At 43.2% G+C, this 25,570-nt stretch carries 24 protein-coding genes, 1 tRNA gene and 1 riboswitch; of the genes, 18 read left to right on the forward strand and 7 right to left on the reverse strand.

The window, feature by feature from the left end; genetic code table 11:
• Positions 1–53: 53 nt before the first annotated feature.
• The 3 genes from OSCIL6407_RS0112195 to OSCIL6407_RS0112205 form a co-directional block, all read right to left on the reverse strand.
• Positions 54–126 (reverse strand) — tRNA-Arg (locus OSCIL6407_RS0112195).
• Between the two features lie 180 nt (positions 127–306).
• Positions 307–663 carry a hypothetical protein gene (locus OSCIL6407_RS0112200; protein ID WP_007356121.1) on the reverse strand — a complete coding sequence of 119 codons (357 nt, stop codon included), beginning with the start codon at positions 661–663 and terminating at the stop codon, positions 307–309.
• A gap of 119 nt (positions 664–782) precedes the next feature.
• Positions 783–1,967, reverse strand: a complete 1,185-nt coding sequence (locus OSCIL6407_RS0112205) for a DUF3747 domain-containing protein (protein ID WP_007356122.1) — start codon at positions 1,965–1,967, stop codon at positions 783–785.
• 261 nt (positions 1,968–2,228) lie between these two features.
• Here OSCIL6407_RS0112205 and OSCIL6407_RS0112210 point away from each other — a divergent pair, with 261 nt between their 5' ends.
• Positions 2,229–3,593 (forward strand): AAA-like domain-containing protein, encoded by a 1,365-nt coding sequence (locus OSCIL6407_RS0112210; protein WP_007356123.1) that lies wholly within the window; start codon positions 2,229–2,231, stop codon positions 3,591–3,593.
• On the opposite strand, the gene OSCIL6407_RS0112215 is transcribed toward OSCIL6407_RS0112210, so the two are convergent.
• Complete coding sequence (locus tag OSCIL6407_RS0112215) at positions 3,583–4,038, reverse strand: DUF29 domain-containing protein (RefSeq protein WP_019487269.1); 456 nt, start codon at positions 4,036–4,038, stop codon at positions 3,583–3,585. The genes OSCIL6407_RS0112210 and OSCIL6407_RS0112215 overlap by 11 nt on opposite strands.
• A 64-nt stretch (positions 4,039–4,102) precedes the next feature.
• Here OSCIL6407_RS0112215 and OSCIL6407_RS0112220 point away from each other — a divergent pair, with 64 nt between their 5' ends.
• The 8 genes from OSCIL6407_RS0112220 to OSCIL6407_RS0112255 all read left to right on the forward strand — a co-directional run bounded on the left by OSCIL6407_RS0112220 (position 4,103) and on the right by OSCIL6407_RS0112255 (position 13,483).
• Positions 4,103–6,805, forward strand: a complete 2,703-nt coding sequence (locus OSCIL6407_RS0112220; protein WP_007356125.1) for an AAA-like domain-containing protein — start codon at positions 4,103–4,105, stop codon at positions 6,803–6,805.
• 124 nt (positions 6,806–6,929) lie between these two features.
• Complete coding sequence (locus OSCIL6407_RS0112225) at positions 6,930–7,826, forward strand: EI24 domain-containing protein (RefSeq protein ID WP_007356126.1); 897 nt, start codon at positions 6,930–6,932, stop codon at positions 7,824–7,826.
• A gap of 74 nt (positions 7,827–7,900) precedes the next feature.
• The gene (locus tag OSCIL6407_RS0112230; RefSeq protein ID WP_007356127.1) at positions 7,901–8,677 is read left to right on the forward strand and encodes a class I SAM-dependent methyltransferase; all 777 of its coding nucleotides are present in this window, start codon (positions 7,901–7,903) and stop codon (positions 8,675–8,677) included.
• A gap of 59 nt (positions 8,678–8,736) precedes the next feature.
• A riboswitch (cobalamin riboswitch) is annotated at positions 8,737–8,882 on the forward strand.
• A gap of 416 nt (positions 8,883–9,298) precedes the next feature.
• Entirely contained in the window at positions 9,299–10,408 is a 1,110-nt protein-coding gene (locus OSCIL6407_RS0112235; protein ID WP_007356129.1) for a fatty acid desaturase, read from the forward strand.
• A 59-nt stretch (positions 10,409–10,467) separates the two neighbouring features.
• The gene (locus OSCIL6407_RS0112240) at positions 10,468–11,478 is read left to right on the forward strand and encodes a methyltransferase domain-containing protein (RefSeq protein ID WP_007356130.1); all 1,011 of its coding nucleotides are present in this window, start codon (positions 10,468–10,470) and stop codon (positions 11,476–11,478) included.
• Entirely contained in the window at positions 11,462–11,911 is a 450-nt protein-coding gene (locus OSCIL6407_RS0112245; RefSeq protein WP_007356131.1) for a hypothetical protein, read from the forward strand. The genes OSCIL6407_RS0112240 and OSCIL6407_RS0112245 overlap by 17 nt, the downstream gene beginning before the upstream one ends.
• Before the next feature lie 30 nt (positions 11,912–11,941).
• Complete coding sequence (locus OSCIL6407_RS30625) at positions 11,942–12,946, forward strand: leucine-rich repeat domain-containing protein (protein ID WP_007356132.1); 1,005 nt, start codon at positions 11,942–11,944, stop codon at positions 12,944–12,946.
• 78 nt (positions 12,947–13,024) lie between these two features.
• Positions 13,025–13,483 (forward strand): 4-Cys prefix domain-containing protein, encoded by a 459-nt coding sequence (locus OSCIL6407_RS0112255; protein WP_019487271.1) that lies wholly within the window; start codon positions 13,025–13,027, stop codon positions 13,481–13,483.
• A 196-nt stretch (positions 13,484–13,679) separates the two neighbouring features.
• On the opposite strand, the gene OSCIL6407_RS0112260 is transcribed toward OSCIL6407_RS0112255, so the two are convergent.
• Positions 13,680–14,732 carry a glycosyltransferase family 4 protein gene (locus tag OSCIL6407_RS0112260; protein WP_007356134.1) on the reverse strand — a complete coding sequence of 351 codons (1,053 nt, stop codon included), beginning with the start codon at positions 14,730–14,732 and terminating at the stop codon, positions 13,680–13,682.
• A 193-nt stretch (positions 14,733–14,925) separates the two neighbouring features.
• Between OSCIL6407_RS0112260 and OSCIL6407_RS0112265 the strand changes: the two genes are divergently transcribed.
• The 4 genes from OSCIL6407_RS0112265 (at position 14,926) to OSCIL6407_RS0112280 (ending at position 19,198) form a co-directional block, all read left to right on the forward strand.
• Positions 14,926–15,789, forward strand: coding sequence for a 3'(2'),5'-bisphosphate nucleotidase CysQ family protein (locus OSCIL6407_RS0112265; RefSeq protein WP_007356135.1), 864 nt, complete (start codon positions 14,926–14,928; stop codon positions 15,787–15,789).
• Between the two features lie 192 nt (positions 15,790–15,981).
• Positions 15,982–16,662 (forward strand): Crp/Fnr family transcriptional regulator, encoded by a 681-nt coding sequence (locus OSCIL6407_RS0112270; RefSeq protein WP_007356136.1) that lies wholly within the window; start codon positions 15,982–15,984, stop codon positions 16,660–16,662.
• Entirely contained in the window at positions 16,659–18,518 is a 1,860-nt protein-coding gene (locus tag OSCIL6407_RS0112275; RefSeq protein WP_007356137.1) for a M61 family metallopeptidase, read from the forward strand. The genes OSCIL6407_RS0112270 and OSCIL6407_RS0112275 overlap by 4 nt, the downstream gene beginning before the upstream one ends.
• A gap of 197 nt (positions 18,519–18,715) precedes the next feature.
• Positions 18,716–19,198 carry a tellurite resistance TerB family protein gene (locus OSCIL6407_RS0112280; protein ID WP_007356138.1) on the forward strand — a complete coding sequence of 161 codons (483 nt, stop codon included), beginning with the start codon at positions 18,716–18,718 and terminating at the stop codon, positions 19,196–19,198.
• Positions 19,199–19,251: 53 nt separating this feature from the next.
• On the opposite strand, the gene OSCIL6407_RS0112285 is transcribed toward OSCIL6407_RS0112280, so the two are convergent.
• The gene (locus OSCIL6407_RS0112285; protein WP_007356139.1) at positions 19,252–19,797 is read right to left on the reverse strand and encodes a LeuD/DmdB family oxidoreductase small subunit; all 546 of its coding nucleotides are present in this window, start codon (positions 19,795–19,797) and stop codon (positions 19,252–19,254) included.
• Between the two features lie 184 nt (positions 19,798–19,981).
• On the opposite strand from OSCIL6407_RS0112285, the gene OSCIL6407_RS0112290 reads away from it, so the two are divergent.
• The 4 genes from OSCIL6407_RS0112290 to OSCIL6407_RS0112305 all read left to right on the forward strand — a co-directional run bounded on the left by OSCIL6407_RS0112290 (position 19,982) and on the right by OSCIL6407_RS0112305 (position 23,838).
• A complete protein-coding gene (locus tag OSCIL6407_RS0112290; protein WP_007356140.1) occupies positions 19,982–20,932 on the forward strand; it encodes a hypothetical protein in 951 nt (316 codons plus the stop codon).
• 427 nt (positions 20,933–21,359) lie between these two features.
• The gene (locus OSCIL6407_RS0112295) at positions 21,360–22,373 is read left to right on the forward strand and encodes a type I restriction endonuclease (RefSeq protein ID WP_234709941.1); all 1,014 of its coding nucleotides are present in this window, start codon (positions 21,360–21,362) and stop codon (positions 22,371–22,373) included.
• Complete coding sequence (locus OSCIL6407_RS0112300; protein WP_007352982.1) at positions 22,267–23,268, forward strand: LLM class flavin-dependent oxidoreductase; 1,002 nt, start codon at positions 22,267–22,269, stop codon at positions 23,266–23,268. The genes OSCIL6407_RS0112295 and OSCIL6407_RS0112300 overlap by 107 nt, the downstream gene beginning before the upstream one ends.
• Positions 23,269–23,628: 360 nt before the next feature.
• Positions 23,629–23,838 (forward strand): TOBE domain-containing protein, encoded by a 210-nt coding sequence (locus OSCIL6407_RS0112305; protein ID WP_007352981.1) that lies wholly within the window; start codon positions 23,629–23,631, stop codon positions 23,836–23,838.
• A gap of 192 nt (positions 23,839–24,030) precedes the next feature.
• Here OSCIL6407_RS0112305 and modA read toward each other — a convergent pair whose 3' ends face one another.
• Positions 24,031–24,825: a molybdate ABC transporter substrate-binding protein gene (modA, locus tag OSCIL6407_RS0112310; RefSeq protein WP_007352980.1), complete on the reverse strand. Its 795-nt coding sequence runs from the start codon at positions 24,823–24,825 to the stop codon at positions 24,031–24,033.
• A gap of 127 nt (positions 24,826–24,952) precedes the next feature.
• Here modA and OSCIL6407_RS38125 point away from each other — a divergent pair, with 127 nt between their 5' ends.
• Positions 24,953–25,426, forward strand: coding sequence for a TOBE domain-containing protein (locus OSCIL6407_RS38125; RefSeq protein ID WP_007352979.1), 474 nt, complete (start codon positions 24,953–24,955; stop codon positions 25,424–25,426).
• Positions 25,427–25,570 lie beyond the last annotated feature (144 nt).

Genomic DNA, 25,570 nt, shown 5'->3' on the forward strand with positions numbered 1-25,570 from the left:
GGCAAGCGGGAAATGGGGAAATGCGGGGTGGCTTGCCTGCCTTGCTAACTAAGCGAGCACGGAGGGATTTGAACCCCCGACCCTCAGAACCGGAATCTGATGCTCTATCCACTGAGCTACGTGCCCTCGCTTTTTTGAATTATAGCACGTCTGTCGGCAAAATGGAGTGAGTGAGAAAAATTTGCGATCGCATCCTCGAACTACATATTTTAGAGCTGGACTTCCCGCAAATTGTATTCAAAAATACTTTTTTTAGCTTTCGGCTGTCGTCATCCCCCGAATTTCGGGGGACTTATAGAGGGTATCCTAGCAAAATTCAAGCTGTGCGATCGCGGAATTTCTCGCATCCTCTATCCTGTCAATCAAAGCTTTGAGAGAAGCTTTTTCTGGGAATGCAAATCTGCGATCGCTTAAATGATCGAAAGCTTCCCATTCGCCGCTAACTTCCATATCTTGCCACAAAAACCAGTCTCGATAGATTTCGCCAGTATCAATATCATCGCACAAAGCCAGCCAATCATCTCCCGTCAAAGCATCTGCATTTAATGCTACTAACTCCAACCAAGCTAATGCAATGCAGCTATCTAAATCGCAATTATCCTTATCCTTAACTGATTCAGATTGATTAGGGGTAGCTAGAGGTGAACAAAGAATAGTTTCCATGATTGTTACCTGGGTTGTTAAAGAACTGTTCTATCTGTTAACTCTTGGGCCGATTTAGGTGAATAGTGAAATCAAAAATGACAAGTCCGATCGCGCTATTCACCGAAAGCAATTAACTACTACTTAGAAACACAATTGAGCATTCGTAAAGTAGCTGCGGCTGCATAATTACGCTTCGCTCCGGCATCTGGGAAAAACTGATTGCCACTTTCATTCAAAGGAGAAGCTATAGAACAATAACCAGACATTTGATTAATTGTGGAAGCGGCCCAGTGATTGGGGGTATCTGAGAAAGTTTTAACTGGTTGTGTGGGGGATAAATTGGGAGATTGACCTTGCAAAGTCAAACCAAATTCTGCTGCTTTTCTTAGCACTGCCATCATTTCAGCGCGGGTGACAAGTTGCTGCGGTTTAAACGTCCCATCTTCATAGCCGCTGACAATCTTATTATCCTGTGCAAATTTGATTTTAGCAGCACTCCAGCGGGAAGCTTCAACATCAGCATAAGGACGAGATGATACTTGAGTGGGAATACTTAAATTAGCACCCTTGACTCGCTTCAAAGATTCCAATACTAAAGATACCAATTGCTCCCTAGTTAAAGCTTCTTGAGGGCGGAAGGTATTATCGCTGAATCCAGCAACGAATCCCAACTCTACAGCCTGTTGAATTTCTTTAGAATAGATATCGCTACTGATATCTTTAAAAGCAGTAGTAATAGGCGGTGTATCAGTCCCATTATTTACAGTTCCCGGAGCAGTTTGATTGCTGGCTAAATAAAAGTGTCCGAGGGTTTTACCGTCATAAGCTCGTTTAGCAAAACGCCATTCTGGATCGAGAAAAACCTTCATGAAACCGCCAGTTACACCGCGCGTTCTACCAATCACAACAGGCTGATAATTTGGGTCGTTAGGACTGCCGACAAGCAGAACATCGCTGCCATTATTCTGCAAACTTAAACTATATTTTAATGCCAAATCAGTACCAGCCATGCGGATAGAATAACCATTGCTATCTGTGGCGCGGCCGCAAAGACCAGTGAAGTCAAAATTTAACAGCAACGGATCGATGGTAACGGGGTTAGAACCGCTTTCGCTCCAGCAAGAACGCGACTTAGATATTTGTTCTAAAACTAACAGTTGGTGGCCGCCTAAACCGCGCGGAACTGCAACGGCAACAACGCTGTTTTGGTCAATTTCTGTTTGGTCAAATTTATAAGCTGCGGCAGCTTGATTTAAAGTATTGATTGTGAAGATAGCGGCGGTACCGAAAGCAGCCATTGCCAGTCTGCGTAAAATATTCATTTTGTATTCCCTGTTTGCTTGATGTCACTACTTTAAAAAATTGGAGAGGGGTTCCGCGCAGGAGATTAGGGAGTTAAAAAATATTTTTAGGGGAAATCATTGAAAACCTTACAACTACTGACTGGAGAGGGTTTGAGTCGGTTAGTGTCAAAAATGTGGCTAAAAATTAACTTCCTTAAATTAGGGCGAGTTTCCTATCTCCCTTAAAATCGTCTAAAATACCAAGTTAAGGCGTTAAACTCGGTTTTCGGTAAAAGAGAAGTGCTCAAGTCAAAACGCGATCGCGGTCGAATTCTTACCGCCTCTGGGTTGAAAAAAATTAATGAGGCGATTCAGGAGTGGTCTGACCAGAACAACCTCAAAGGCACGCTGGCTGAGGTAGAGGCGGAGTCGGGTGTCGGCGCTGATACTGTTAGCAAAATTCGGCAGGGCCGAGATGGAGCCGACCTCAGCAAAATTCGCCAGTTATTCGCGACTTTTGGGCTCACCCTTGACCCAAGCGACCACAATTCTGCTAAACCTGACAGCAACCAGGTAAATACGGACTTTACAGTTAGTAATGACATTCCTTTACCTACGGCAGAACCAGAATTGCCGGGGGGACAAGTCGATGTAAATTCTAGATTTTATGTGGAACGGCCACCAATTGAAGAACGTTGCTATGAGACAATTTTGCAATCAAGTGCATTAATTCGGATTAAAGCTCCGAGACAAATGGGTAAAACTTCTTTACTTTCTCGGATTTTAGATAGCGCTTCACGTCAAGGTTATTGCACCGTTCCGCTGAGTTTTCAGCTAGTAGATAAAGGCGTGTTTGCAAATTTAGATAAATTTTTAAAGTGGTTTTGCGCTTATATCGGGCGAGAATTGAACTTGCCGAATCAATTAGATGATTATTGGGATGATATTTTTGGCAGTAAAGTTAATTGCAAAGATTACTTTGAAAAGTATATATTGCCGCAAATCGATAGTCCGGTAGTTTTAGGTTTAGATGAAATCGACCGTATTTTTCAATATACGGATATTGCTGAAGATTTCTTGGGATTGCTACGAGCTTGGCATGAAGAATCAAAACGTCGAGAGATTTGGAAAAAACTAAGATTAATTGTAGTTCACTCCACAGAAGTTTACATTCCCATGAATATCAATCAATCCCCTTTCAATGTGGGGTTGCCAGTGGAATTACCAGAGTTTAACGCTCAACAAATCGCAGATTTAGCGCAGCGGCATGATTTGAAGTGGTCAGAGCAAGAAGTATTAGAATTAATGGCAATTGTGGGGGGAAATCCTTATCTAGTGCGAGTAGCATTATATCACATTTCACGGCAGGACTTGACCCTTGAACAGCTCAAGCAAACTGCTTTTGGAGAAGGTGGAGTTTATAGCGATCATCTACGCAGGCAGTTGTGGAATTTGGAACAGTATCCAGAATTGACGGCGGGAATGAGAGAAGTAGTTATGGCGAGTTCTTCGGTACAGTTAAAAACGATGCAGGCATTTAAATTAGAAAGTTTAGGGTTAGTAAAATTACAAGGTAATGAGTGCAGTCCGAGATGTGAATTGTACCGCCAATATTTCAGCTTGCACTTGAGTCAAAATTTGCGCGATAATGGGACTATAGATTAATAGCATCTGGGAAAAAATCAGCATCTAGAATTTCGTCAATAGTGTAGGGACACTCTGTAGGAAAAGTAACTAGAGGTAATTCAGTTTCATTGGTAGCAGCCTTTTTACCCCGGCGGTAGCACTCGCCTAAAACTTCTTCTAGAGCGGGATTAAGACTAGGACTATCTAGCAGTAAATCTTCAATTCGGTTGCGTTGTTCATCAATCGTATTTCGCCAAGAGCTACTTCGCAAACTAGACTGAAATTGCCACTTTAGTAAATGCTGTAACAACACTTCTAATCGACTTTTCAACTCCCGCCGCTCCGATTTACCCAAGCTTTCAATTTCCTCAATAACAGCTTCCCATTCTACCTGTTTAAATTGCTCAGTACGAAGCAAATGCACCGTTTTTTCTGTCCATGCCACAAAGTCCGTATTATACAACTGAGCTATGTTTTTCGGCATCTGGCTCATAGGCTCCTTAAATCCCAGTAATGAGATAGACTTAACTTAGTTTACATTTATTTTAATGAATTTAGCAACAAAACCATCCTACTATCAAGTCGGCGGGAGTCTAACAGGTGACGCTTGCAATTATGTGAAGCGGCAAGCAGATGACGACCTCTACAGCGCATTAAAAGCTGGAGAATTTTGTTATGTTTTGAATTCCCGACAGATGGGTAAATCGAGTTTACAGGTACGAACAATACAAAGACTAAAAGCTGAGGAAATCGCCTGTGCAGCTATTGATATGTCAGAAATTGGAAACCGGGGCGTGACTCCTGAACAGTGGTATGCTGGTCTAATTCGCACCATAGAAAATAATTTTAATCTCTCAGATGTTGTCAATGTCCGAACTTGGTGGCGAGAGCGCGATTTTTTAGCACCTGTGCAGCGTTTGAGCGAGTTTATAGAAACTGTAATGCTGGCTAATATTAGCAGCAATATTGTAATTTTTATCGATGAAATTGATAGCATTCTCGCTCTCAATTTCCCCGCCAATGATTTTTTTGCTCTCATTCGCTCTGGTTATAATAAACGTCCTAATAATCCTGAGTATAATCGCCTGACTTGGGTACTCTTGGGTGTAGCATCGCCAAAAGATTTATGCAGAGATCCAGGTTCTAGTAGTACACCTTTTAATATTGGTAAGGCAATTGAATTATCAGGTTTTGACGAAGAGGAAGCAAAACCTTTAACGGCTGGTTTGGCAGCAGTTGCAGAAAATTATCAGGCGATTATGAGGGAAGTTTTATACTGGACTGGAGGACAACCTTTTTTGACTCAAAAGGTTTGTAAACTTATCCTTGAGAATACAGATTTAACCGAAAAATCTGAGCAAATTTCCCCCGAATTTATAGTAAGAAAAGTGGTGCATCAGAGAGTAATTGAAAATTGGGAAGCTCAGGATGTACCAGAGCATCTTTCGACAATTAGAGATCGTATTCTCACAGAAGATAAACATATTGTTAGACGCTTAGGGTTATATCAGCAAATTTTACAATATGGCGAAATTATCGCCGATGGCACTCCCGAACAGATGGAGCTGCGGCTATCAGGATTAGTCGTTAAACGGGGAGATAAATTAAAAGTATCAAACCTAATTTATCAGCATATTTTTGATATAAATTATGTGGATTATGAGTTAGGAAAGCTACCACCTTACTCTCAAGCAATCAAAGCGTGGCTAAATTCTAATTGTCAGGATTATTCTCAGTTATTACAAGGTGAAGATTTGCAGTTAGCATTAGTCTGGGCTGCTGGTAAAAGTTTGAGAAATCACGATTTCCAATTTTTGACAGCTAGCCAACAAGTAGTTTTAGACGAGCGAAAACAAACTCTAGAATCGGCTAAAATTGAGACTGAAAAAGCCAGAATTAATGCTGCAAAAGCCAAGACAGAAGCAGCAACTTCAAAGCAAAAAGCTAAACAATGGATTGGGATAGGTTCTGGTATATTGGCGGCATCTTTGGTAGGCGCAATCAGTTTTTCAACTCTAGCTTATCAGCGGTTTCAACTAGCTCAAACAAGTATTGAAATAGAACAAAATGGGACAGATGCTTTACTTTTAGCGATTTCTCAAAATTCAGAAAATAGCCAAGCTTTATTAGAGGCTTTACCGAGGGCAATCGCAGCGGGTCAGAAGTTGAGAGCATTGGTGAAGAATAAGCCAGTTTTGCAGCGATATCCAGCAACAAGACCTCTATTAGCTTTACAGATAATTCTCGATAAACTCGACGCACAAGAGCAGTTTAAAGGGTCTTTTCTTCAAGGAAGAGAGATAGCTTGGCAAGGTCACATTGGTGCTGTCACCAGTGTGAGTTTTAGCCAAGATGGACTATTTTTAGCGACTGTTGGAGTAGATAATTCAGTTAAGCTGTGGAATCTATCAGGCAAAAAGACTTATGAATGGAAAGCTTTACAAGAGTCAATTAATAGCCTGATTTTTAGCCCTGACGGAAAATATTTAGCCACAGGTGGAAGAGATGGTACTATCAAATTATGGAGTTTATCAGGTCAAAAAATTTATGAATGGAAAGCTGTTAAGGGAGCAATTACCAGTATTAGTTTTAGCCCTGATGGGAAGCTTTTAGCTGTTGCTGGTATAGACGATGCTGCAAGGTTGTGGAATCTTTCTAAACTGCCAAACTCTATCGCCTCTGGTGTTACACTCCCAGGGAATAATGGTTTAGTGAGAAGCGTAACCTTTAGCCCAAACGGAAAATTTTTAGCGACTTTAGATGGCAATTCTACAGTCCGGCTTTGGAATATCTCAGGAAAGTCAGAAGAAACTTTGCCCACCCAAGCTATTAGTATTAGCTTTAGTTCTTCTCAGCAGCAAAGACTATTTGCTACAGTAACTTTAAATGGTAAAGTGGGACTTTGGGATATGTCAAAAAAGGATTTATTGAAGGAGATAGAGACTTTGCATTTAGATACTAAGTTAGTTAGCTTTAGCCCCGATGGAGAGCGTTTTGCGACTGTCGGAATTGATAAGACGGTGCGGCTGTGGAATTTAGCGGGGCGACAAGTTGCTCAATTTGATTTTAACGAGAATGTTGTTAATGTAAGCTGGAGCCCTGATGGTAAAAAACTTGCTGTAGCAGGAAGTAATGGTACTATCTGGCTGAGGCGAATTGAAGATTTAGAGGAATTGTTGGTGAGAAGTTGCTCTTTTTTAAGCCATCAGCCTAATTACGCAACTAGAGTTTCAAGTATGTGCAAATTTTAGCGCAAACGACCTCACTACTCCAATTTACACCAAAAAAGTCATAAATTTACCGAAATTAATTAAGCTATAGTAGTAGCAATACATAGACTAACAGTAAACTGGGAAAATATAATCTGAGACAAAAATGGCACACCAGCAAGGTTCAAATTCTACTAACGCGCTGATTCGGACACCTATCGGTATCCTAGCGGGTGCATCTTATCCTTTTCGAGCATTGGGATTCCTTTTGCAGACTCCTAGACTCTGGGGTTACGTTCTAGTTCCCGTATTGGTAAATTTAATAATTGGCACTGCTCTTTATCTGGGCTTACTGTTTCCTAGTTTGCAAGGAATAGATGCTCTGGTTGCTGATTTATCAGTCAAATTTAATGCTCTGATTGCGGGTTTACCTGCTTGGTTGAGCTATTTAAGCGTTTTAACTTCTGTATTAGGTTGGCTATTACGAGTCCTTCTCGTTGCGGGATTATTGCTAGTAATTGGCTTTTTATTGGTGCAATTTGGGGTGATTTTAGGTGCGCCTTGGTACGGCCAATTGTCGGAGCAGTTAGAACTTTTGAGAATTGGTAATTTACCTCCAGCAGATACAAGTTTGCTCGGTATTTTTGGCGAAATCAAAAGAGCAGTCGGGTTTGAATTAAGAAAATTGCAACTTCTGATTAGCGTGGCCTTGCCATTATTACTATTAAATTTTGTGCCAGGAATAGGATCTATTGCTGCAACTGTCGGAGGTATTGCCTTGGGAGCAACCCTAGTTTGTTTGGATTTCCTGAGCGCACCTTTAGACAGGCGACGGCTTAATTTTCAAGATAAGTTAGCAGTAGTTCGCGCTAGTTTGCCTGGAAGTGCAACTTTTGGTTTAGTTTGCTTTGGTTTGGTAAGCATTCCGCTGTTGAATTTGCTGGCAATTCCCTTATGCTTAGTAGCAGGAACGCTATTTTTCTGCGATCGCATTTGGCCGGTTCGCTTTGCTGATGCAGAGAGAAGCAGCGAGTCAAAATCAACGGATTCTTTAATAGAATAGAGCGGTTGTGGGGACAGATTTCATATATTTACAGGTAAACTGAAGTAGATTATTGGGAAGGTGAGGATTAATTTATGGAACTAGAAGGCAATGTGAAACAGCAATTTGACCGCGCCGCTGCCGCTTATGGCACGTCGCCAATCTTTGCTAAGGGACACGATTTAGCGCTGATGGTGAAAACGGCATCGCCAACAGCAGATACGATCTTATTAGATGTTGCTTGTGCAGCGGGTCATACAGCTTTTGCCTTTTCGCCAAAGATTCGGGAGGCGATCGCGATCGACTTAAGTCCGGGAATGTTGGCAGAGGCGAAACAACAAGCAGCAGCGCGAAAGATTACAAATATTCAGTTTCAAGAAGCTAGCGCGGCCGAATTGCCTTTTAGCGATCGCCACTTCGATCTCGTCACCTGTCGCTACGCAGCTCATCACTTCCCCAGTTTACCACCCATTTTAGCTGAAATCCTCCGCGTTCTCAAACCCGGAGGTCAATTGCTAGTAGTAGATGCGATTTCTCCCGAAGAAAAACCCCTAGCAGAGTTCATTAACCAAGTAGAATTACTACGAGATCCTTCTCACAATCGCTATTGGATGCTGTCTGAATGGCAAGCGGCGGGAGAAAGTATTGGCATTCCTTTCACAATAATTTCTCAGTGGAATTTGCTAATTGATTTTGCCGACTGGACAGCGCGACAACAAACACCAATGGCAGCGGTTTCTGAATTAGAAACCCTTTTTGATAGTGCTTCCACCGCCGCGCGATCGGCTTTTTCTATTGTTAACTCGCCTGTGCGATCGTTTCATCTACCTTCAGTTTTATTGCAAGCAACGAAATCAATTTCTTCTCTCTGAAAATCGATTATTCTTGATTATTTTGACAATAACCTTGACTCTCAATCAAAGTTATGCTACTATTTAATATAATTGTCGGTTCTGATGGGGAGCAGCCATCAGACGTAAGGGGGAAAGTCCAGTGTAAATCTGGCGCTGTCCCGCAACTGTAATGAGAGTTTCTTATTCTCTGAGTCAGGATGCCCGCCGATAGTTTTCGATGTTGCCCAAATATCTGCGAGGTACAGATTATGTCTAAAAGCTTTTTGCGATTCCAAGTCGAGAATATCGTCTCAAGTCACAATAGCAAGCAGGTTGTGGCGGTATTGCCTAGTTGCTGTTAGTAGCCTCATCTCTCCCCATGTGCCCCTAGTTAGCTTTGCAATGCTAGCAGGTGTGAAACTGAGCCGCAGCCAAGCGGTTATTTCAGTCCTGTCGATATAGTTGGTTAACCAATTTTTACGATTCACAATTCAGTAGTATTTTCTGAGCCTAATTGCCGTGATATGGGGGTAATCGATGACGATTGCTCTATTTAATCTGCACGCCATCTTATTTAATCAGTTAACAGCTAATAGTTAATAGTTAACTGTTAACTGTTAACAGATGGCCTCAAAGTTGTTCACAAAAGAGCTTTATTGAATGGAAACCACAATTAAAAAATCTGACTTTGTTCTGACTCCCTATATGAGGAGTAACGACTTATGGGCGACTTATCAAATCCTCAACACGCTTGTCCCTTATCTTCTTTTATGGTTTTTAGCAGTAAAAGCAGTTGCGATTTCCTTTTGGTTGCTACCGCCGATAGTGCTTCTAATTGTACTTTTATCCGTGCGTTGTTTTTCTTTAATGCACGATTGCGGACACTATTCGCTCTTTAGTTCAAAAAGAGTTAATCGAGTCGTAGGTTTTATCCTGGGTGTCATCAACGCCATCCCTCAATACCCCTGGTCAAGAGATCATGCCTACCATCACAAAACCAATGGTGATTGGGAGCGATATCGCGGTATTGCCGACTTTCTTTCTACCGAGGAATTTTCAAAACTCAATTCATTTGACCAAAGGCTTTATGAATTACTACGACATCCATTAATGGCTTTTCCCGGCGGTTTTTTCTATCTCGCGATCAAGCCAAGAATTGCCCTGATCGCAGGAACTTATGATTTTATTCGCGATCTATTTACTCGATTGAAAACATCTCCCGGCATGAGTTTATCAGAAATTATCTCTGCTCATAAGTCCAAACATTGGTACACGGTGGCAGAATTTTGGGATCTGCTGTTTAACAACATTTGCGTTATTGGTGGCTTAATTATCTTTAGCTATCTCTTGGGGCCGGGATTCTTCTTAACCATGTACTCAATTATCTTGACTTTTTCTGCTGCAATCTTCATCTGGGTCTTTTTTGTACAGCACAATTTTGATGGCTGCTACGCCCACAAAACAGCAGACTGGAGCTACATTAGGGGAGCAATCGAGGGCAGCACTTACCTAGAGTTACCGACAATTCTCAAGTGGTTTACCGCAGATATTGGCTACCACAACATTCATCATCTTTCTGAAAGAATCCCTAATTATAATCTCGAAGCTTGTCATAATGAAAATATTCACTTGCTATCGAAAGTAAAAAAGCTGCGGATCGGCGATATGCTGGAATGTTCCAAGTTTATTCTCTGGGATGCTGACTCTAATCGCCTGGTATCGATCGCATCATTTCGTCAAGCGTCCCAATCAATGGCTCTAGGTACATAACCAAGTTTCCTAGACAAAATGGAAAAAGTTATTGTCAAAAATGTTGAGGTTAAATCGGGATGAATTTATTGTTTGCTACACTGGGAATTCTGCTGACACTCCTAATAGTAGGAATTGCACTCTATCTACTCACCGCTCGTCGTTATCAATCATCTGATTCTGTTGCCAATTCCTATGACGAGTGGACGGAAGACGGCATTTTAGAGTTTTATTGGGGCGAACATATTCACTTAGGTTATTATGGTTCGCCACCACAACAAAAGGATTTTTTAGCGGCTAAATCTGACTTCATCCATGAAATGGTGCGTTGGGGCGGTTTAGATCGATTATCTCCCGGCACTACCGTTTTAGATGTCGGTTGCGGAATTGGCGGTAGCAGCCGCATTCTGGCCCAGGATTACGGGTTTGCAGTCACCGGGATTACCATCAGTCCTCAACAAGTCAAACGTGCTCAGGAACTCACGCCAGCAGGTCTGAATGTCCAGTTTCAGGTAGATGATGCGATGGGATTGTCATTCCCAGATGGGAGTTTTGATGTAGTTTGGTCGATCGAAGCAGGCCCGCATATGCCCGATAAAGCTATTTTCGCCAGAGAGTTGATGCGCGTACTCAAGCCCGGTGGGATAATGGTTCTGGCTGATTGGAATCAGCGGGACGATCGCCAGCAACCGCTGAATTTTTGGGAGAAACCTGTGATGCAGCAGTTACTCGATCAATGGTCGCATCCTGCTTTTTCCAGTATTGAAGGCTTTTCTGAACTTTTAGAGGCGACGGGATTTGTTGAGGGAGAGGTGAAAACCGCAGATTGGACGGAACAAACTCTACCTTCTTGGCTAGATACGATTTGGCAGGGAATTATTCGTCCGCAAGGGTGGATGAAATATGGAGTTTCTGGCTTTATTAAGTCTGTGCGAGAAGTGCCTACGATTCTGTTGATGCGGTTGTCATTTGGTGCGGGTCTTTGTCGCTTTGGGATGTTTCGCGCGATCCGGGCTAATGTAGTAACGCGATCTATAGAGGTGGAAGCAGCAAAAATTCTGCGGGAGGAAGCCAATGCGAATGCAAAATGACCTTTGGCAAGGATATTTTGGCTATTGGCAGAACCGCTTCATTCACCATAATATTTTGATTCTGGGATACACGGCCTGGATTGGTTATGTAAATGAAGGACGTGGGCTGGTAGTTTGCGATGTTGTGGATGTAGTTCCTCCGTTCATTGATTGGACTATTGATATTGTTAACTTCAATCGGACATTTATTCCTCAAGGGCAGGTAGGGCGGTATCTGCAAGGTCTGGAACTGGAGGAAGAGGCTGTTAGTGGATTACTAGGGGCGATCGCGACCTATGACCCCACTCAGGCGATGGTAATTTTGGTTATTGGTAACGGTGCGATCGATATCAACTTGTTGCAAAACTTGGCGATTTCCCCTGCTGAATGTTATAAACAGGTGCAGCAACGTTGGGGGGAATTTCAGTCTGATTTAACCACCCACAGGAGATGACGATGAACAAAGCTTCTAGGGACAAGATTTATGAGACTGAGAGTTGCAGATAAATCTATAAATTTACCAAAGTTGATAGTAGTTAGTTGTAGTGCGATTGCCCTAGCGTTATGTGCAAATGGACTGGGAGTATTAGCAGCAGAGACGCAATTTGGAAACAGAACATTTGCTGATTGGTGTCGCGATCGGACTTCTTTAAGTCCTGAAGCTAAACATACTGTTGAAGTGCTGTTGGAGAAAGCTGAGACTACTGAGTGTGAGGCGGCTAATCAGACACTTTCTAGTCTCACGGCACTATACCTCTATAACAATCAAATCAGCGATCTTAAACCATTGCAATCTTTGACTAACCTAACTTGGCTCGACCTCAACGATAATCAAATCAGCGATATTAAACCCTTACAATCTTTGACTAAACTGAATGTACTCATCCTCCATAGCAATAAAATCAGCGACATCAAACCGCTAGAATCTTTAACTAACTTGACATCTCTCTCCCTCTACAGCAATAAAATCAGCGACATCAAACCGTTAGAATCTTTGACTAACCTGGATTTACTCGAACTCCATAACAATAAAATCAGCGACATCAAACCCTTACAATCTTTGACTAAACTGAATTTACTCCAACTCCATAACAATCAAATCGGCGACATCAAACCATTGCAATCTTTAACTAACTTGACATCTCTCTCCCTCTACAGCAATAAAATCAGCGACATCACACTCTTACAATCCTTGACTAATCTGACTATACTCGACCTCAGCAACAATAAAATTAGCGATATTAAACCCTTAGAATTTTTGACTAAACTGAATATACTCGACCTCAGCAACAATAAAATCAGTGATATCGAACCATTGCAATCTTTGACTAAACTAACTATACTTTACCTCTACAACAATCAAATCAGCGATATCAAAACATTGAAATCTTTGACTAAACTGATGCTACTCTACCTCGGCGGAAATTCGATCGATACCAAAACTTGTCCTCTTTCGCCAGAGTCTATCTGTAAGTGGGAACCACTATGATGAATTTAGTTGCTTTAAATGATGTTGCTTAAAGCCGATTAATATCAAATCTCGCCGATTGCAAATAGGACTTTTTTGGTGAACTACTGTATTAACCCTAAGTGTCACAATCGCCAAAACTCCGATGCAGTTAAATACTGCCCAGCTTGCGGTACAGCTTTGCTAATTAACGATCGCTACCGCATTATCAAACCATTGCGATCGTTAGACTTAGGACATCCTACAGAAATATTTGAGGTAGAAGATTGGGGAACTGACGAACAAGAATGGGGAACTCACAAAGTCCTAAAAGTCCTAAAATATACTGATTTTTTTGCTTTAGGGCGTACCTTTGTTTATTTACTGACAGGTAAAGCGCCTATAAATTTGATATCAGATAACGACCCAGAGCAAATTATTTGGAGGAATAGCACTGTTAAAATTGAAAATTACTTAGCAGATTTTATAGATGAAATGATGAATATTAAACCTGAAAAGCGGCCTAAAAATACGCAAATTCTACTTAAAAAATTAAAGTTATTCGTAACGCCACCCTAACTAACTAAGAAACCGGGTTTTTTGACGAAAATATAGCAACCGCTAAGGCAATACCAGACACTATCGATTGCTGGAACCCGCTGATTTTATTCCCTTCTTCCCTAGCCCCTAGCCCCTAGCCCCTAGTCCCTAGTTATTACCCACAGATTCTCTCAAAAACCCGGTTTCTGCTACGACCTGCGTAAGTCCTAAAGTATTAGAGTGCAGCTAGCCGCGCCGCTAGCGCCTCAATATACTGCTCGCTATTATGCTCTTTGAGTACCAATTCATAACCGCATTTTGCTTGTTTTTCCGCCTCTTGGGGATTGTTTAGTAACTTTATAATTGCATTCCGCAAACCTTCAGCATCCCCTGGATTAACTACTGTAGCGATACCAGGAGGCGCAAGGTAATCAGCCAAACCTTGAGTTTTCGTCACTACCACCGGTCGCCGAGTTGCCATCGCTTCTAGAAAAACTTGGATACCCGCAGCATACTTATTATCTGTCAGAGTAACTGCAACTATATCCGCATCGCGGTAGAGTTGCACCAACTCAGGCCAAGGGTAGAATTTACGGGACATATTCTCCGGCAGAATTTCAGGAAAAGCTTGCTTTAATGCGATCGCATCCTTAGAGAAACCGCTAATTTTCACATCCACATCTAAATTAGAAGTAGCTTCAGCAAGCAGCCTGTAATCCCGCTTTTCTAACCCGACGCTGGCGATCGTTCTACGCCCCTTATCAGGTCTTGGGGGGCCCGGCGTGAAAAAGTTTGTATCTGTCTGATCTAGAAGCAGCCAGCATCGGGATTCAGGCAAATTCAAGTAGCGGCACAGGAAATTAGCTTGAGGACTAGCACAAGCAATAAACAAGTCAATCCGGTTTCCCAAACCAAACAATTTCAGAGCCAAACGGCCGCGCGGCCGATCTATATTATGAAAAAATACAGCAATTTTGGGTCGATTAGACTTAGCCCCGCAAAGCGTGGCTACGGGAATACCAATATCCTCACCCGTACACAAGATCGTATCATTGCGATCGAGTTGCTCAGACAGCTTGCGGGCTAAGGCCCAATGTTCCGGCCGACTAGAAACTTTAGAGCGTATCCGATCGAGAAATAATGGGGAATACCCCTCTGGTTGATGGATAGTCGCCCCTAACCGCTGGCTGAGTCCCCACATCACATGACGCGGACAAATGCCAACTTCAGCATCTTTAGCGATACTCTCAAGGTCAATCGGGCGACTTAATGCTAAGTGATACTTCAAAGCGTCCTCCTTTTCCTTGACTGATAATCATGACATAGTGACCTATAGCAGTTTTCGGTTGCCTGAGAACAGGGTAATTGCTAATTAAGAACAGTACCTCCTCAAGTGAAAACTGGTATAAGTTAATCGTTGCGCCTTGCCCACACTACAATATGTTCACCTCTCAATTAATTACGCCTTTATTTTTAGCTATATGTCGTATCTTTCCACTGACCAAGACCAAAAAATTCGCATTCTCATGCGCGACTGCGGTCAACAGGCTCAAAAATTGGCTCGCTTGCCGTTTGAGGTTTCCCAAAAAGGGCCAAACGACTATGTAACAAATATAGACCAGTTCTTAGACCGACAACTCTCCGCCGAATTTCACCAGCTTTTTCCTGAAGATGGCACGATCACCGAGGAAAATCCTCTTTCTAGAGGAGCTTTTCACGCCAATTACCGCCGGATCTGGTGTATAGATCCTCTGGATGGCACAGAGGAGTTTATTCAAAAAAAACTTTATTACTCAGTAATGATCGGTTTACTATCAGATAACGAACCAGTAGCCGGCTGGATTTACGCCCCCGCTTTTGACTTGATGTATTGGGGTGGCAAAGATTGGGGACTGTTTCAAACAGAGGGAGACAACAACCCGCAGCCCTTAGTAGTTGCCAAACCTCCCGCGCCTACCCGCGAGAATTGTAAAATTATTTTGGGGGACAGAGACCAAAAAAACTTTGGTAGTGCGATCGCCCAACTCATTCCCGGAGTTCAATTCTACTCCCTCGGTAGCTTCGGTCTCAAAGTGATTGAAGTCATACAAGGTAGAGCAGGTTTATATCTCTACTTCAACGGTAGAGTTAAACTCTGGGATACCGTCGGCCCCTTAGCCTTAGCAAAAGCCGCAGGATTAGTCTGTTGCGACTTAGATGGGGAACCCCTTTCATGGACAGCCGACGCTGTAGACCCCTTAACACTGGCCCACAAACAAGCGATCGCCGTTGGTTGGCCAGACTACATAGAAACTCTGGGCGATCGCATTCGCCAAGCAGTGCGGACAAAATCGCGATCGTCGTAAAGCCCTCCTCTGAGCGGTAAATTACCTCCCAGAGGGCGGCATTACAAAGAATCTTAAGATTTTCATACGATCCAAGCCCCACCGCCCTTATCATCAATAATTAAGGAGCAAAAAGTTCTTTTTGCCGAGCAACCTTAGTTCCCCAACTGCCGGCTGTGGCATATTAAAATTTCCCCATTACCGCGAGTTTTCATGGAGACAGAAGCTTTTAGTGAGCTTTTCCCCCTCTTAAAGGGAGCCAACCCACAGACATTGGAAAGTCTGCTGTCCGTTGCCGTTAAGCACGAATATCCACCAGGCAGAGCTGTCTTAATGGAAGACGCTTGGGGCAACGCCATCTATTTTGTGGTGTCAGGCTGGGTCAAAGTCCGCCGTCTCTCTGGAGATAATGTCGTGACTTTGGCGATTTTGGGGCGCGGCAACTTCTTTGGCGAAATGGCCATTCTGGACGAGTCCCCCCGCTCCAATGACGTGATTGCCCTTTCAGCAGTGCGGTTGATTAGCGTCACTGCTCAGCGATTTATTCAAATCCTATTTAAAGACCAGCAGTTGCACCACCGAATGTTGCAATTGATGGTAAGACGGCTGCGCCAAACCAACCTGCGCTATCAAATCCGTAACCGACCACCAGCCGTTAAACTAGCCAATACTTTAGTCGAACTAGCAGAAAACTATGGTCAAAAAACCGAATATGGTACTGACATCTTTAACATCCCTTACAAAGACTTAGCGGACGTGACAGATATCGGTCTAGAGGAAACTAGCAAAATTATGGAAAAACTGGATAGCAAAGGTTGGATCAAAATCGATCCTGACCGTCAAGCCATCCATTTGACCAACCTCAAGCACTTGAAGAATTTAGCAAATCAATGACTGATGCCACCATCTCTCGCCCGTTACCAGCCAGCGGAACTGCTAACTCAGAGCAGATAGCGCCGGGGATTCAATACTGGGTAGCCATGCCCCAGCCAGAAAATCACCTGTTTGAAGTGACTTTGCGCGTGCAAGCTTGGCACGAATCTGTTCTGGATTTAAAAATCCCGGTTTGGACTCCGGGATCTTACTTAGTTCGAGAGTACGCTAGGCACCTCCAGAACTTCCGCGCCTACGCTGGAGAAAATCGGTCTTTGCCTTGGCGCAAAATTAGCAAAAATCACTGGCAAATTGAGACGGAAAATATCTCGGAAGTAACGGTGCAGTATTGCATTTTTGCTAATGAATTGACAGTGCGGACTAATCATTTAGACTCCTCTCATGGCTATTTTAATGGGGCGGCACTGTTTTTTTATATCCCTGGATTTGAGCGTAATTCTTACACGGTGACTATTGTGCCACCGAAACCTTCTTGGCAAGTTACTACTACTTTGCCTGCTATCTTACAGGAATCTCATACTTTCCTGGCTGTGGATTTTGATACTTTGGTAGATAGCCCCTTTGAGATTGGCTCTCACCAACTTTATGATTTTGAAGTCAGAGGAAAATCTCATTCCTTGGCGATTTGGGGTAAAGGCAATCTCGAACCGAAGCGCATGATTCGGGATATGCAGAAAATTATTGAGGTCGAAGCTGAATTATTCGGAGATTTGCCTTACGATCGCTATTTATTTCTGCTGCATTTATCAGGTTCAGGTTTTGGCGGTTTAGAACACAAGTTTAGCTGTTCGCTGAACTATCCTCGCTTTGGTTTTCGCCGTCAGGAAAAGTACGATCGCTTCATGCAGCTAGTCGCTCATGAATTTTTCCACCTGTGGAATGTTAAGCGTATCCGCCCTAAAGCTTTAGAAGTTTTTGACTATGATGGAGAGAATTATACTCCTTCTCTCTGGTTTTCGGAAGGCACGACGAGCTATTACGATCTAGTGATTCCTTTCCGAGCCGGAATTTATGATATTAAGGGGTTTTTCCAAAGTTTGGGTAAGGAAATTACTCGCTTTCAAACAACTCCTGGTCGTCAGGTACAACCTCTAAACGAGTCAAGTTGGGATGCTTGGATTAAGCTTTACAGGCGAGATGCTAATAGTGATAATAGCCAGATTTCTTATTATTTGAAAGGGGAAATGGTGTCATTGCTGTTAGATTTGCTGATTCGGGCGCGTCACGGAAATACGCGATCGCTTGATGATGTAATGCGAATTATGTGGGAAAATTTTGGCAAAGGGACTGCTAATTCCCCAAATCAGCAACAGCCACTTTTTAACGAGATCCGAACAGAAGTTGGCTTTACCCCCGAACAGTTACAAAGTGTAATTGAGTCAGTAGCAGGGATAGATTTAAGCGACTTTTTTCAGCGGTATCTAGACAGCACCGAAGAGTTGCCATTTAACGAATACCTAGAACCCTTTGGACTTCAGTTAGTAGGCGACGATCCTGGTGGTTCCCCCCACATCGGTTTGACCGCAGGGATAGAGAATGGACGGGAGATGATAAAATTTGTGGAAGCAGGGGGGCCCGCACAGTTAGGGGGTATTGACGCTGGGGACGAATTGCTAGCAGTTGACGGTTTCCGGGTAACTGCTGAACATTTGAGCGATCGCCTTAAAGATTATCAGCCGGGAGATGCGATCGCCGTGACTGTCTTTCACCAAGACGAACTGCGGACTTGTCGAGTTACTCTCGTCAAACCCCGCCCCAATCGCTATCAGATTCTAACATTAGAGCACCCAACATCAATTCAGAAACAAAACTTTGCTGGATGGCTCGGAGTGCCTCTATCCAAATTTGTGACATGATATACAGTTAACGGTTAACGGTTAACTGTTAACTGTTAACTGTTAACTGTTAACAAAGCACAAGAGTTTAAGGAGTAATGCTTACGTTCATAAGGGGGTCACACTTACGTTATTACCAGTTAACAGTTACCAATTAGCAATTAGCAATTAGCTATTACCAATTACCAATTACCAATTACCAATTACCAATTTTTATTATGCAACCACCACCTCCTCCATCCATTAATCCCCGTCAAATGAACCTACTAAGGATTGTTGCTTCTATGGCATGGTCTGACGGAGAACTCGCAACAGAAGAAGTGGATTTAATGTTAAACCGCTTCAGTCGTTTATTTGCCCCCGGTGACAATCAGCAACAAGTGCAACAAGTGCAACAAGAATTGCGAGATTACTTGATGCAAAATCTCCCCTTAGATGAATTGATTCCACAATTAGAAAGCCAGGAAGAACGCGAATTAGTGTTGCAACTAGGTTATGAAGTGATTGCTTCTAGTGCTCGCACGCCTGACGAACCCAAAATCAACGCTGATGAAGCAGCAGCCTATCAAAAATTAGTGCAGTTGCTAAACCTGCCGGAAGATGTAGTCAAGCGCACGGAAGCAGAAGCTTTGGTTGATGATAACGAAGAAGGAATCATCGATAAAATGGTTCGCAAGCTCCAGAAATTTATCCAAAAGTAATAGTTAATTGTTAACAGTTAACGGTTAACTGTTAACAATTAACTGTTAACTGATTACCGAGTGGCAATCATGCCCGTAAGACGAGCGTAGTCAAAAAGTCCTCCAGCATCAATTACTGGCCCTACATCTCCCAGAGGCTTAAGTTCGTAAGTTTTGCCTAGAGTGTGATTAATGATTTGATTTTGTTCAGAATCGATACTAACATCCTGGCCAGTAGCAAATAAATCGCATAGCCGCTCGACAGATTCCCAAGGGTACAATTCACCTGTAGCGGAGCAATTGCGAAAGAAAATCCGGGCGTAAGATTGAGCGACAACCGCTTGGACACCAGCAGCTCCTAATGCAATGGGAGCGTGTTCCCGTGAAGAGCCGCAACCAAAATTTTCTCCTGCAACAATAATAGGGTAGCGCGTTTTGATTTCTGGGGGTTGTATGAACTTGCCGTAACGATTGGGCAACCCTACTAGAGCGTAGCTTCCTAGTTTCTCATACTCGTCTGGCTTGGAAGGAACTAAGGTGAGATATTCAGCAGGAATGATTTGATCGGTATCGATATTATCATCTAAAACAAAAATTTGACCGCGAATTACTTTGCTCATAGTTAATTTTTCGGTTCGGTTGAGGTGATGCAGGAGTTTTCATGTATGGCGATCGCTACATTCTAACTTGCTATGCCCTCTAGAGTACAAAGAGTTCCTGAAGTGCGATCGCTCAAGCTGAAGCAACACTCAAGCCATGTTCTCCTCTTGACTCTACCCGTTACCCTCCTTAACTGATAGTCTTATGAAAAATCACATAAATACATTCGGACTGAACTATAAATTCATTCTTGAACCTAAAATGGTAGATCGGATTGATGAAATAGCCATACAAGCTCGTCAGGGTAGTGTTGCAGCGATTATTCAAGTGCTCAACGAAAAGTTGGCAGAAGTCGGTGTCAGAACTAGAGCTGTGTTTGCAGATGGTGTCTTACAACTGCTATGCGAGGCCCCAAAAGTCGATCAGCTCGAACAGTCTACCTTGGTGGAGCGCATTCGACAGATTCTCGAAGGAATTTCACCGCGCTACATTCGCCGAGTCAATATTAACAGCCGGATTGTCCGAGAACAGCAGTTGCTCTGGCTAGAAGAAATTAGCCGAAATCCCGAAAATCAATTGCTGTGGTCAAAACAAATTATCCTCGCAAAGCCCAACTTTTTTAAACAGTCCTTCGAGGATCTTAACTATATCTTCGGCTGGCTTCGCTCAGGCAAAACTCAATCCCAGAAGCCAGTTTTACCCAAAACTTCCTCATCATCTCTGTTACGCGATCGGCGACAATATCAGCGGGGTCTAGTCGGCGGAGTCAGCCTGAGTTTATTTTTGCTGATGGTAGGTTTGGTACTGCACAATTGGCTTAATGCTCAAGATTCTGAGACTGTTCAAGCTACAACTCAATCCGTACCCTACAACATTTCCCCCAATCCAGTTCCGGCAACCCCAAAACCTGCAAGTATCGCTCAATCTCAAGATGATTTCGCACAAGCTGTGCGGCTAGCTCAACAAGCCGCAGACAGTGGTAAAAACGCTCAAACTCGCGAGGATTGGTTGGTAATAGCTGCTAAATGGCAGCAAGCATCCGAACTGATGAGCGCAGTAGTGCCCGCTCATCCACGCTACGATACCGCTGTAAACAGAGCTGCGCTTTACCGCCAATACAGTGACGACGCACAACAGGAAGCTCAGAAGTATTAGGGACTGAAAACTGGGGAAGGTAGGGAACATAATCACCAAATGGCTAATGGCTAATGGCTAATGGCTAATTGCTAATGGCTAATGGCTAATGGCTAATTGCTAATTACCCATCCTCCCCATCTTCCCCATCTCCCCTATCTTCCCCATCTCCCCCATCTCCCCATCTCCCCTATCTTCCCCATCCTCCCCATCCTCCCCATCTCCCCTGCTCCCCTGCTCCCTCTCTCTTACCCTAGCCCCTAGCCCCTAGCCCCTAACCGCAAAAAAAATACTCGTACCCTGACCTAATAGAAATTTGAGAAGTTGACTACCAGCAGGCTAGAGTTTGCGAGTACATCCTTAATTGCTAATCCAAAATCCAGGTTGATACCAATATAGTTGGTAAATAGTAAGATTGCTCTACTGTCATTGAGGCTTTCTGGAATCTATGAGTCGATCGCCCCAAAACACAACCAATCGGACTAGAGATCGTGTCACTACCTGGTTGAACGACTCTAAGTCTATGGAACCCCTTGTAGAAGCTATGCTGACATGGTTCGAGGTGCTGGGCTATACCGTTTTGCTTCAATCAGATATTGTCTCAGGACGACATCAGGGGATTTTGCGAAGTTATTGCAATAGCATACTGGGCGATCGCTTTCGTCAGGCAATGCAGCGCATTAATCCAACGGTTACACCTCAGCAGATTGAGTCTCTCCTCCATCAGCTCACAACAACTCGCAGCCGGCCAATGCTGCAACAAAACCGTCAATGGCATTTGCAATTATTGAATGGTATTCAAGTTGAGTCTTCAGTAACCGAGTCTGGTACACCCCTTACCTTAGAACTGATAGATTTCTCCAATTTACTTAACAACGACTGGTTAGTAATCCACTCTTTTCCTGTGATTGAGGGAGATTATCAACATTGTCTGGATCTAATTATCTTTATCAACGGATTACCCTTAGCAGTCTTTCATGGTCTGCATGGCGGGGATGAATCATGGTCAATCCGCACTGCTTATTTACAGCTTCAAGATTATAAAGAACACCTGCCCAAGTTTTTCGCATTTAATGAGTTGTTAGTGCTTTCTAATGGTGTGCAGTCTCGGATCGGCACACTCACAAATTCATGGAAACAATTGATTACAATTAACTCGGTTAACGGAGAAGATAGCTCTTTTGCAGGGCAGACCGAGATAGAAAAATTAATTCAAGGTGTTTTCGATAAGCGGCGTTTCTTTGAGATCGTTCAGTATTTTATTGTCTTTCGACAGACCAAGACAATGTTAACCAAAAAGCTAATTTCTCATTCATTTTGTACTATTACTACCCCTAAATACTTGGAGATAAATTGTGAAGACAGGACTCTTTTGCACCTACGAAAATCACTATCAGGATGCCCAGCGAGCAATCGTCGAACAGAATGCGTTGGTGCTCCATGCCGAAGCCTTGGGTTTTGAGGAAGCGTGGATTACAGAACATCACTTTAGCGATTTTCATATTAACCCGTCGATTACGGTATTGATGGCATATCTAGCAGGAGTGACATCCCGGATTAAACTTGGATCTGCTGCTGTTTTGCTGGCATTTCATAACCCCGTGACAGTGGCAGAAGAAATCGCTACCCTAGATCATTTGTGTAATGGCAGATTGTTATTAGGAGTAGCAAAAGGTGGCCCGTTTCCAGAGCAAAATCAACATTTTGGCATTGCCATGAGCGAATCTCGCCACCGGATGTTAGAAGCCTTGGAGTTGGTTGATAAGTTGCTGTACGGGAGGGAGGTTTCGTTTGCGGGAAAGTATTATCAATGCGATCGCTTAACTATCCATCCCAAACCGTTACAGTCTCCGATTCCAGTTTATCTAGCAACGAGCGATCGAGATGCGATTGAGCAAGCAGCATTACATTCCTTTGGTTTGATGGGAGGCGCACCCTTTTCTCTCGATCGATTGAAGACAAATCTAGCTCACTATCGCGCCATTAATTCCAATGGTGCTGAAAAGTTAGTGCTCTCTCGTTTCTTTTTTGTCAGTCGCACCGATGAGGAAGCAATTGAAGAAGCTTTACCATTTATTCGCTCTTTTGTAACTAGGATGACAAAAAATGTTGCCAGTCTAAAACATGATGGCAATACCCAGCATCTCAAACCATCTGCCAATCAACAAACTTGCTTTGATGAAACCTATTTGTTGGAGAACTCAATTATCGGCAGTGTCGCCACCTGTCGCGACAAAATTAAACGATTTCAGGATGAATTAAATTTAGGTACATTGGCATTGAAGCCTTGCTCCTTTGATTTGCAAAAGAATCTCACTAGCTTGACTTGCTATGCAGAACAAATTTGTAGGGGCTAGGGGCTAGAGGCTAGGGGCTAGGGGAAGAAGAAAGGGATACGATGCTCCGATGCTCAGGTAAGAGGGAAGAAGAATTGAGTTATAGCGATCGCTAATACCAATTCTCCAAATTATTGATACAGTCAACCTCCTGCCTTTTCCCCTAGCTTCCTGCTATATATTACGGGATTCGGTATTTATAAAGCAAATAAACATTATGGAGCTAAAGCAAGTATAATAAGTACGTTAACCCAAACAGTTGCGAACAGGCAAAACAATGAATTATTGAGGGTCTGGGATGGCTTTTCATCCCGGCATTTTTGATAATCCAAAACCTATGTTTATGCCTGCCGTATAAGTTTGTAATTTAGGAGAAAGTGAATGAAATTTAGTGCTCGTAATACTTTGAAGGGAATAGTGAAGTCTGTGGTGACAGGCACGGTAAACGATGAAGTGACAGTCGAATTGTCTCCTGGTGTGGAAGTTACAGCCGTTATTACCAAAACCTCGGCTGAAAATCTAGGACTGGCAGCCGGTAAGGAAGTATACGCAGTGATCAAAGCATCGGATGTCATAATCGCCATCGATTAGATCGTCTATAATCATCCGATCGCGACAAAGGCTTTTAATAACCTCCGGTCAGAATCTACTTAACTTGACCGGAGGTTTATTTTCCTCTCTTCCCTAGCCCCTTCTTTTCAGACTTGACTTAGCTTGACCGGAAGTTTATTTTCCTCTCTTCCCTAGCCCCTAGCCCCTAGCCCCTAGCCCCTTCTTTAAAGACTATTTAGCAATACCAAAGCCGTATTTCTTAAAGACAGGTTGAGCTTTCTGACTGGTGAGAAATTGGGCGTAGGCACGGGCAGTTGACTGATTTTTACTAGCTTTAATGACTGCCATTGGATAAACAATTGGAGAGTGCAAATTACTAGCAGCAGTTGCCACTTGTTTTACTTTGTTTGAAATTCTGGCATCGGTGGCATAGACAACTCCTGCATCGGCGTTACCACTTTCAACAGTTCCTAAAACGTTGCGAACCGAGTTGCCATAGACAAATTTAGACTTTAGTCGATCTAAAATTCCCAGATTTTTAAACACTTCTTCTGCGTATTGTCCAGCCGGAACGCTGCGCGGTTCTCCTACCGAAATTCTTTTGACGTTGGAGTTGGTTAATTGCTTGAAGCTTGTTAGTCCTAGCGTGGAGTTACTCGGCACTACCAACACCAGACTGTTAGTGAGTATGTTGCGACGAGTATCGGTGAGAATCAGATTTTTCTGCTGCAAAGCATCCATTTGTCGAGTTGCAGCCGCAATGAATAAATCGATGGGTGCGCCCTGCTCAATTTGTTGCTGAAGGGGCCCGGATGCCGCAAAGTTGTAGTTGACTGCAATCCCTGGGTTGGCAGATTTAAAGAGTGGATCGACTTCTTTAAGGGTTTCTTGCAAACTAGCTGCGGCGGCAATTAGAAGCGTAGGAGATTGAGCGTTGACTGGAACGGGCATGACTGCCTTGAAGCCGATTCCCAGTAGAGCTGCCAGTAATCCGCTTACAAAGGCGAGAATAAGTTTTCGTTTCATAGAACTTGAGTTGAGAAATTTGGGTTGGTATAGTTGGCTCAAAGCGATCGGACGACCGATTTACCGCTAGAATGATATTCAACTCCCAATCATACCAACATTATACCAACTTATTTGGTATTCTACGATGCCAAGAAAAGAGCAAGGCTGGATTACTTTCCAATCCTCCGATGAAGAGCGGCAAATTCTCGAACAGATTTGTCAACAGACCCAGCGGACAAAAACAGAAATTTTGCGAGAAATGATTCGACAGATGGGGCAATCGTCCTCCTCTGCCGAACTTAATGTCAACTCCATAGAATTTTCTGAGGATTTAGAGGAGGAAGGAGAAGAAGGGATACCTTCGGCAAGCTTTGGTAACGGCTCGATGAGTACAGTAGGATTACAGGCGCTACAAATCAGTGCCCGCAACGTTTTGAGAGCCAAAGTGAAACGCATTGTCAAAGGTACAGTGAATGCGGAAGTTACCCTGGCGATCGCACCATCAGTAGAGTTAGTGTCAATTGTCACTCGTACATCCGCCGACAAACTGGGATTAAAGAAAGGGAAAGAAGTCTTTGCGGTGATTAAATCCAGTAGTGTAACGATCGCAGCAGGGTGAGAACCAGAAGTTTTGGTTGCAGGCAAAAGAATCTCACAATTAATATTACAAATATTTTATAATATTAGCTTAATAATAACTCTAGTGAGTTAGTGAAGTCAAATATTTGACCGGGTATGTATAGAGTTGACATTGAGTATTACG

Origin of the sequence: Kamptonema formosum PCC 6407 (assembly GCF_000332155.1) — a bacterium.
In the GTDB taxonomy this organism is placed as follows: Bacteria; Cyanobacteriota; Cyanobacteriia; order Cyanobacteriales; family Microcoleaceae; genus Kamptonema; species Kamptonema formosum.

Bases quoted from the DNA above. Each gene is read 5' to 3' on its own strand.
- OSCIL6407_RS0112200 (WP_007356121.1), bottom strand. From the start codon at position 663: ATGGAAACTATTCTTTGTTCACCTCTAGCTACCCCTAATCAATCTGAA.
- OSCIL6407_RS0112205 (WP_007356122.1), bottom strand. From the start codon at position 1,967: ATGAATATTTTACGCAGACTGGCAATGGCTGCTTTCGGTACCGCCGCT.
- OSCIL6407_RS0112215 (WP_019487269.1), bottom strand. From the start codon at position 4,038: ATGCCGAAAAACATAGCTCAGTTGTATAATACGGACTTTGTGGCATGG.
- OSCIL6407_RS0112220 (WP_007356125.1), top strand. From the start codon at position 4,103: ATGAATTTAGCAACAAAACCATCCTACTATCAAGTCGGCGGGAGTCTA.
- OSCIL6407_RS0112225 (WP_007356126.1), top strand. From the start codon at position 6,930: ATGGCACACCAGCAAGGTTCAAATTCTACTAACGCGCTGATTCGGACA.
- OSCIL6407_RS0112230 (WP_007356127.1), top strand. From the start codon at position 7,901: ATGGAACTAGAAGGCAATGTGAAACAGCAATTTGACCGCGCCGCTGCC.
- OSCIL6407_RS0112235 (WP_007356129.1), top strand. From the start codon at position 9,299: ATGGAAACCACAATTAAAAAATCTGACTTTGTTCTGACTCCCTATATG.
- OSCIL6407_RS0112240 (WP_007356130.1), top strand. From the start codon at position 10,468: ATGAATTTATTGTTTGCTACACTGGGAATTCTGCTGACACTCCTAATA.
- OSCIL6407_RS0112245 (WP_007356131.1), top strand. From the start codon at position 11,462: ATGCGAATGCAAAATGACCTTTGGCAAGGATATTTTGGCTATTGGCAG.
- OSCIL6407_RS30625 (WP_007356132.1), top strand. From the start codon at position 11,942: ATGAGACTGAGAGTTGCAGATAAATCTATAAATTTACCAAAGTTGATA.
- OSCIL6407_RS0112265 (WP_007356135.1), top strand. From the start codon at position 14,926: ATGTCGTATCTTTCCACTGACCAAGACCAAAAAATTCGCATTCTCATG.
- OSCIL6407_RS0112270 (WP_007356136.1), top strand. From the start codon at position 15,982: ATGGAGACAGAAGCTTTTAGTGAGCTTTTCCCCCTCTTAAAGGGAGCC.
- OSCIL6407_RS0112275 (WP_007356137.1), top strand. From the start codon at position 16,659: ATGACTGATGCCACCATCTCTCGCCCGTTACCAGCCAGCGGAACTGCT.
- OSCIL6407_RS0112280 (WP_007356138.1), top strand. From the start codon at position 18,716: ATGCAACCACCACCTCCTCCATCCATTAATCCCCGTCAAATGAACCTA.
- OSCIL6407_RS0112285 (WP_007356139.1), bottom strand. From the start codon at position 19,797: ATGAGCAAAGTAATTCGCGGTCAAATTTTTGTTTTAGATGATAATATC.
- OSCIL6407_RS0112290 (WP_007356140.1), top strand. From the start codon at position 19,982: ATGAAAAATCACATAAATACATTCGGACTGAACTATAAATTCATTCTT.
- OSCIL6407_RS0112295 (WP_234709941.1), top strand. From the start codon at position 21,360: ATGAGTCGATCGCCCCAAAACACAACCAATCGGACTAGAGATCGTGTC.
- OSCIL6407_RS0112305 (WP_007352981.1), top strand. From the start codon at position 23,629: ATGAAATTTAGTGCTCGTAATACTTTGAAGGGAATAGTGAAGTCTGTG.
- modA (WP_007352980.1), bottom strand. From the start codon at position 24,825: ATGAAACGAAAACTTATTCTCGCCTTTGTAAGCGGATTACTGGCAGCT.
- OSCIL6407_RS38125 (WP_007352979.1), top strand. From the start codon at position 24,953: ATGCCAAGAAAAGAGCAAGGCTGGATTACTTTCCAATCCTCCGATGAA.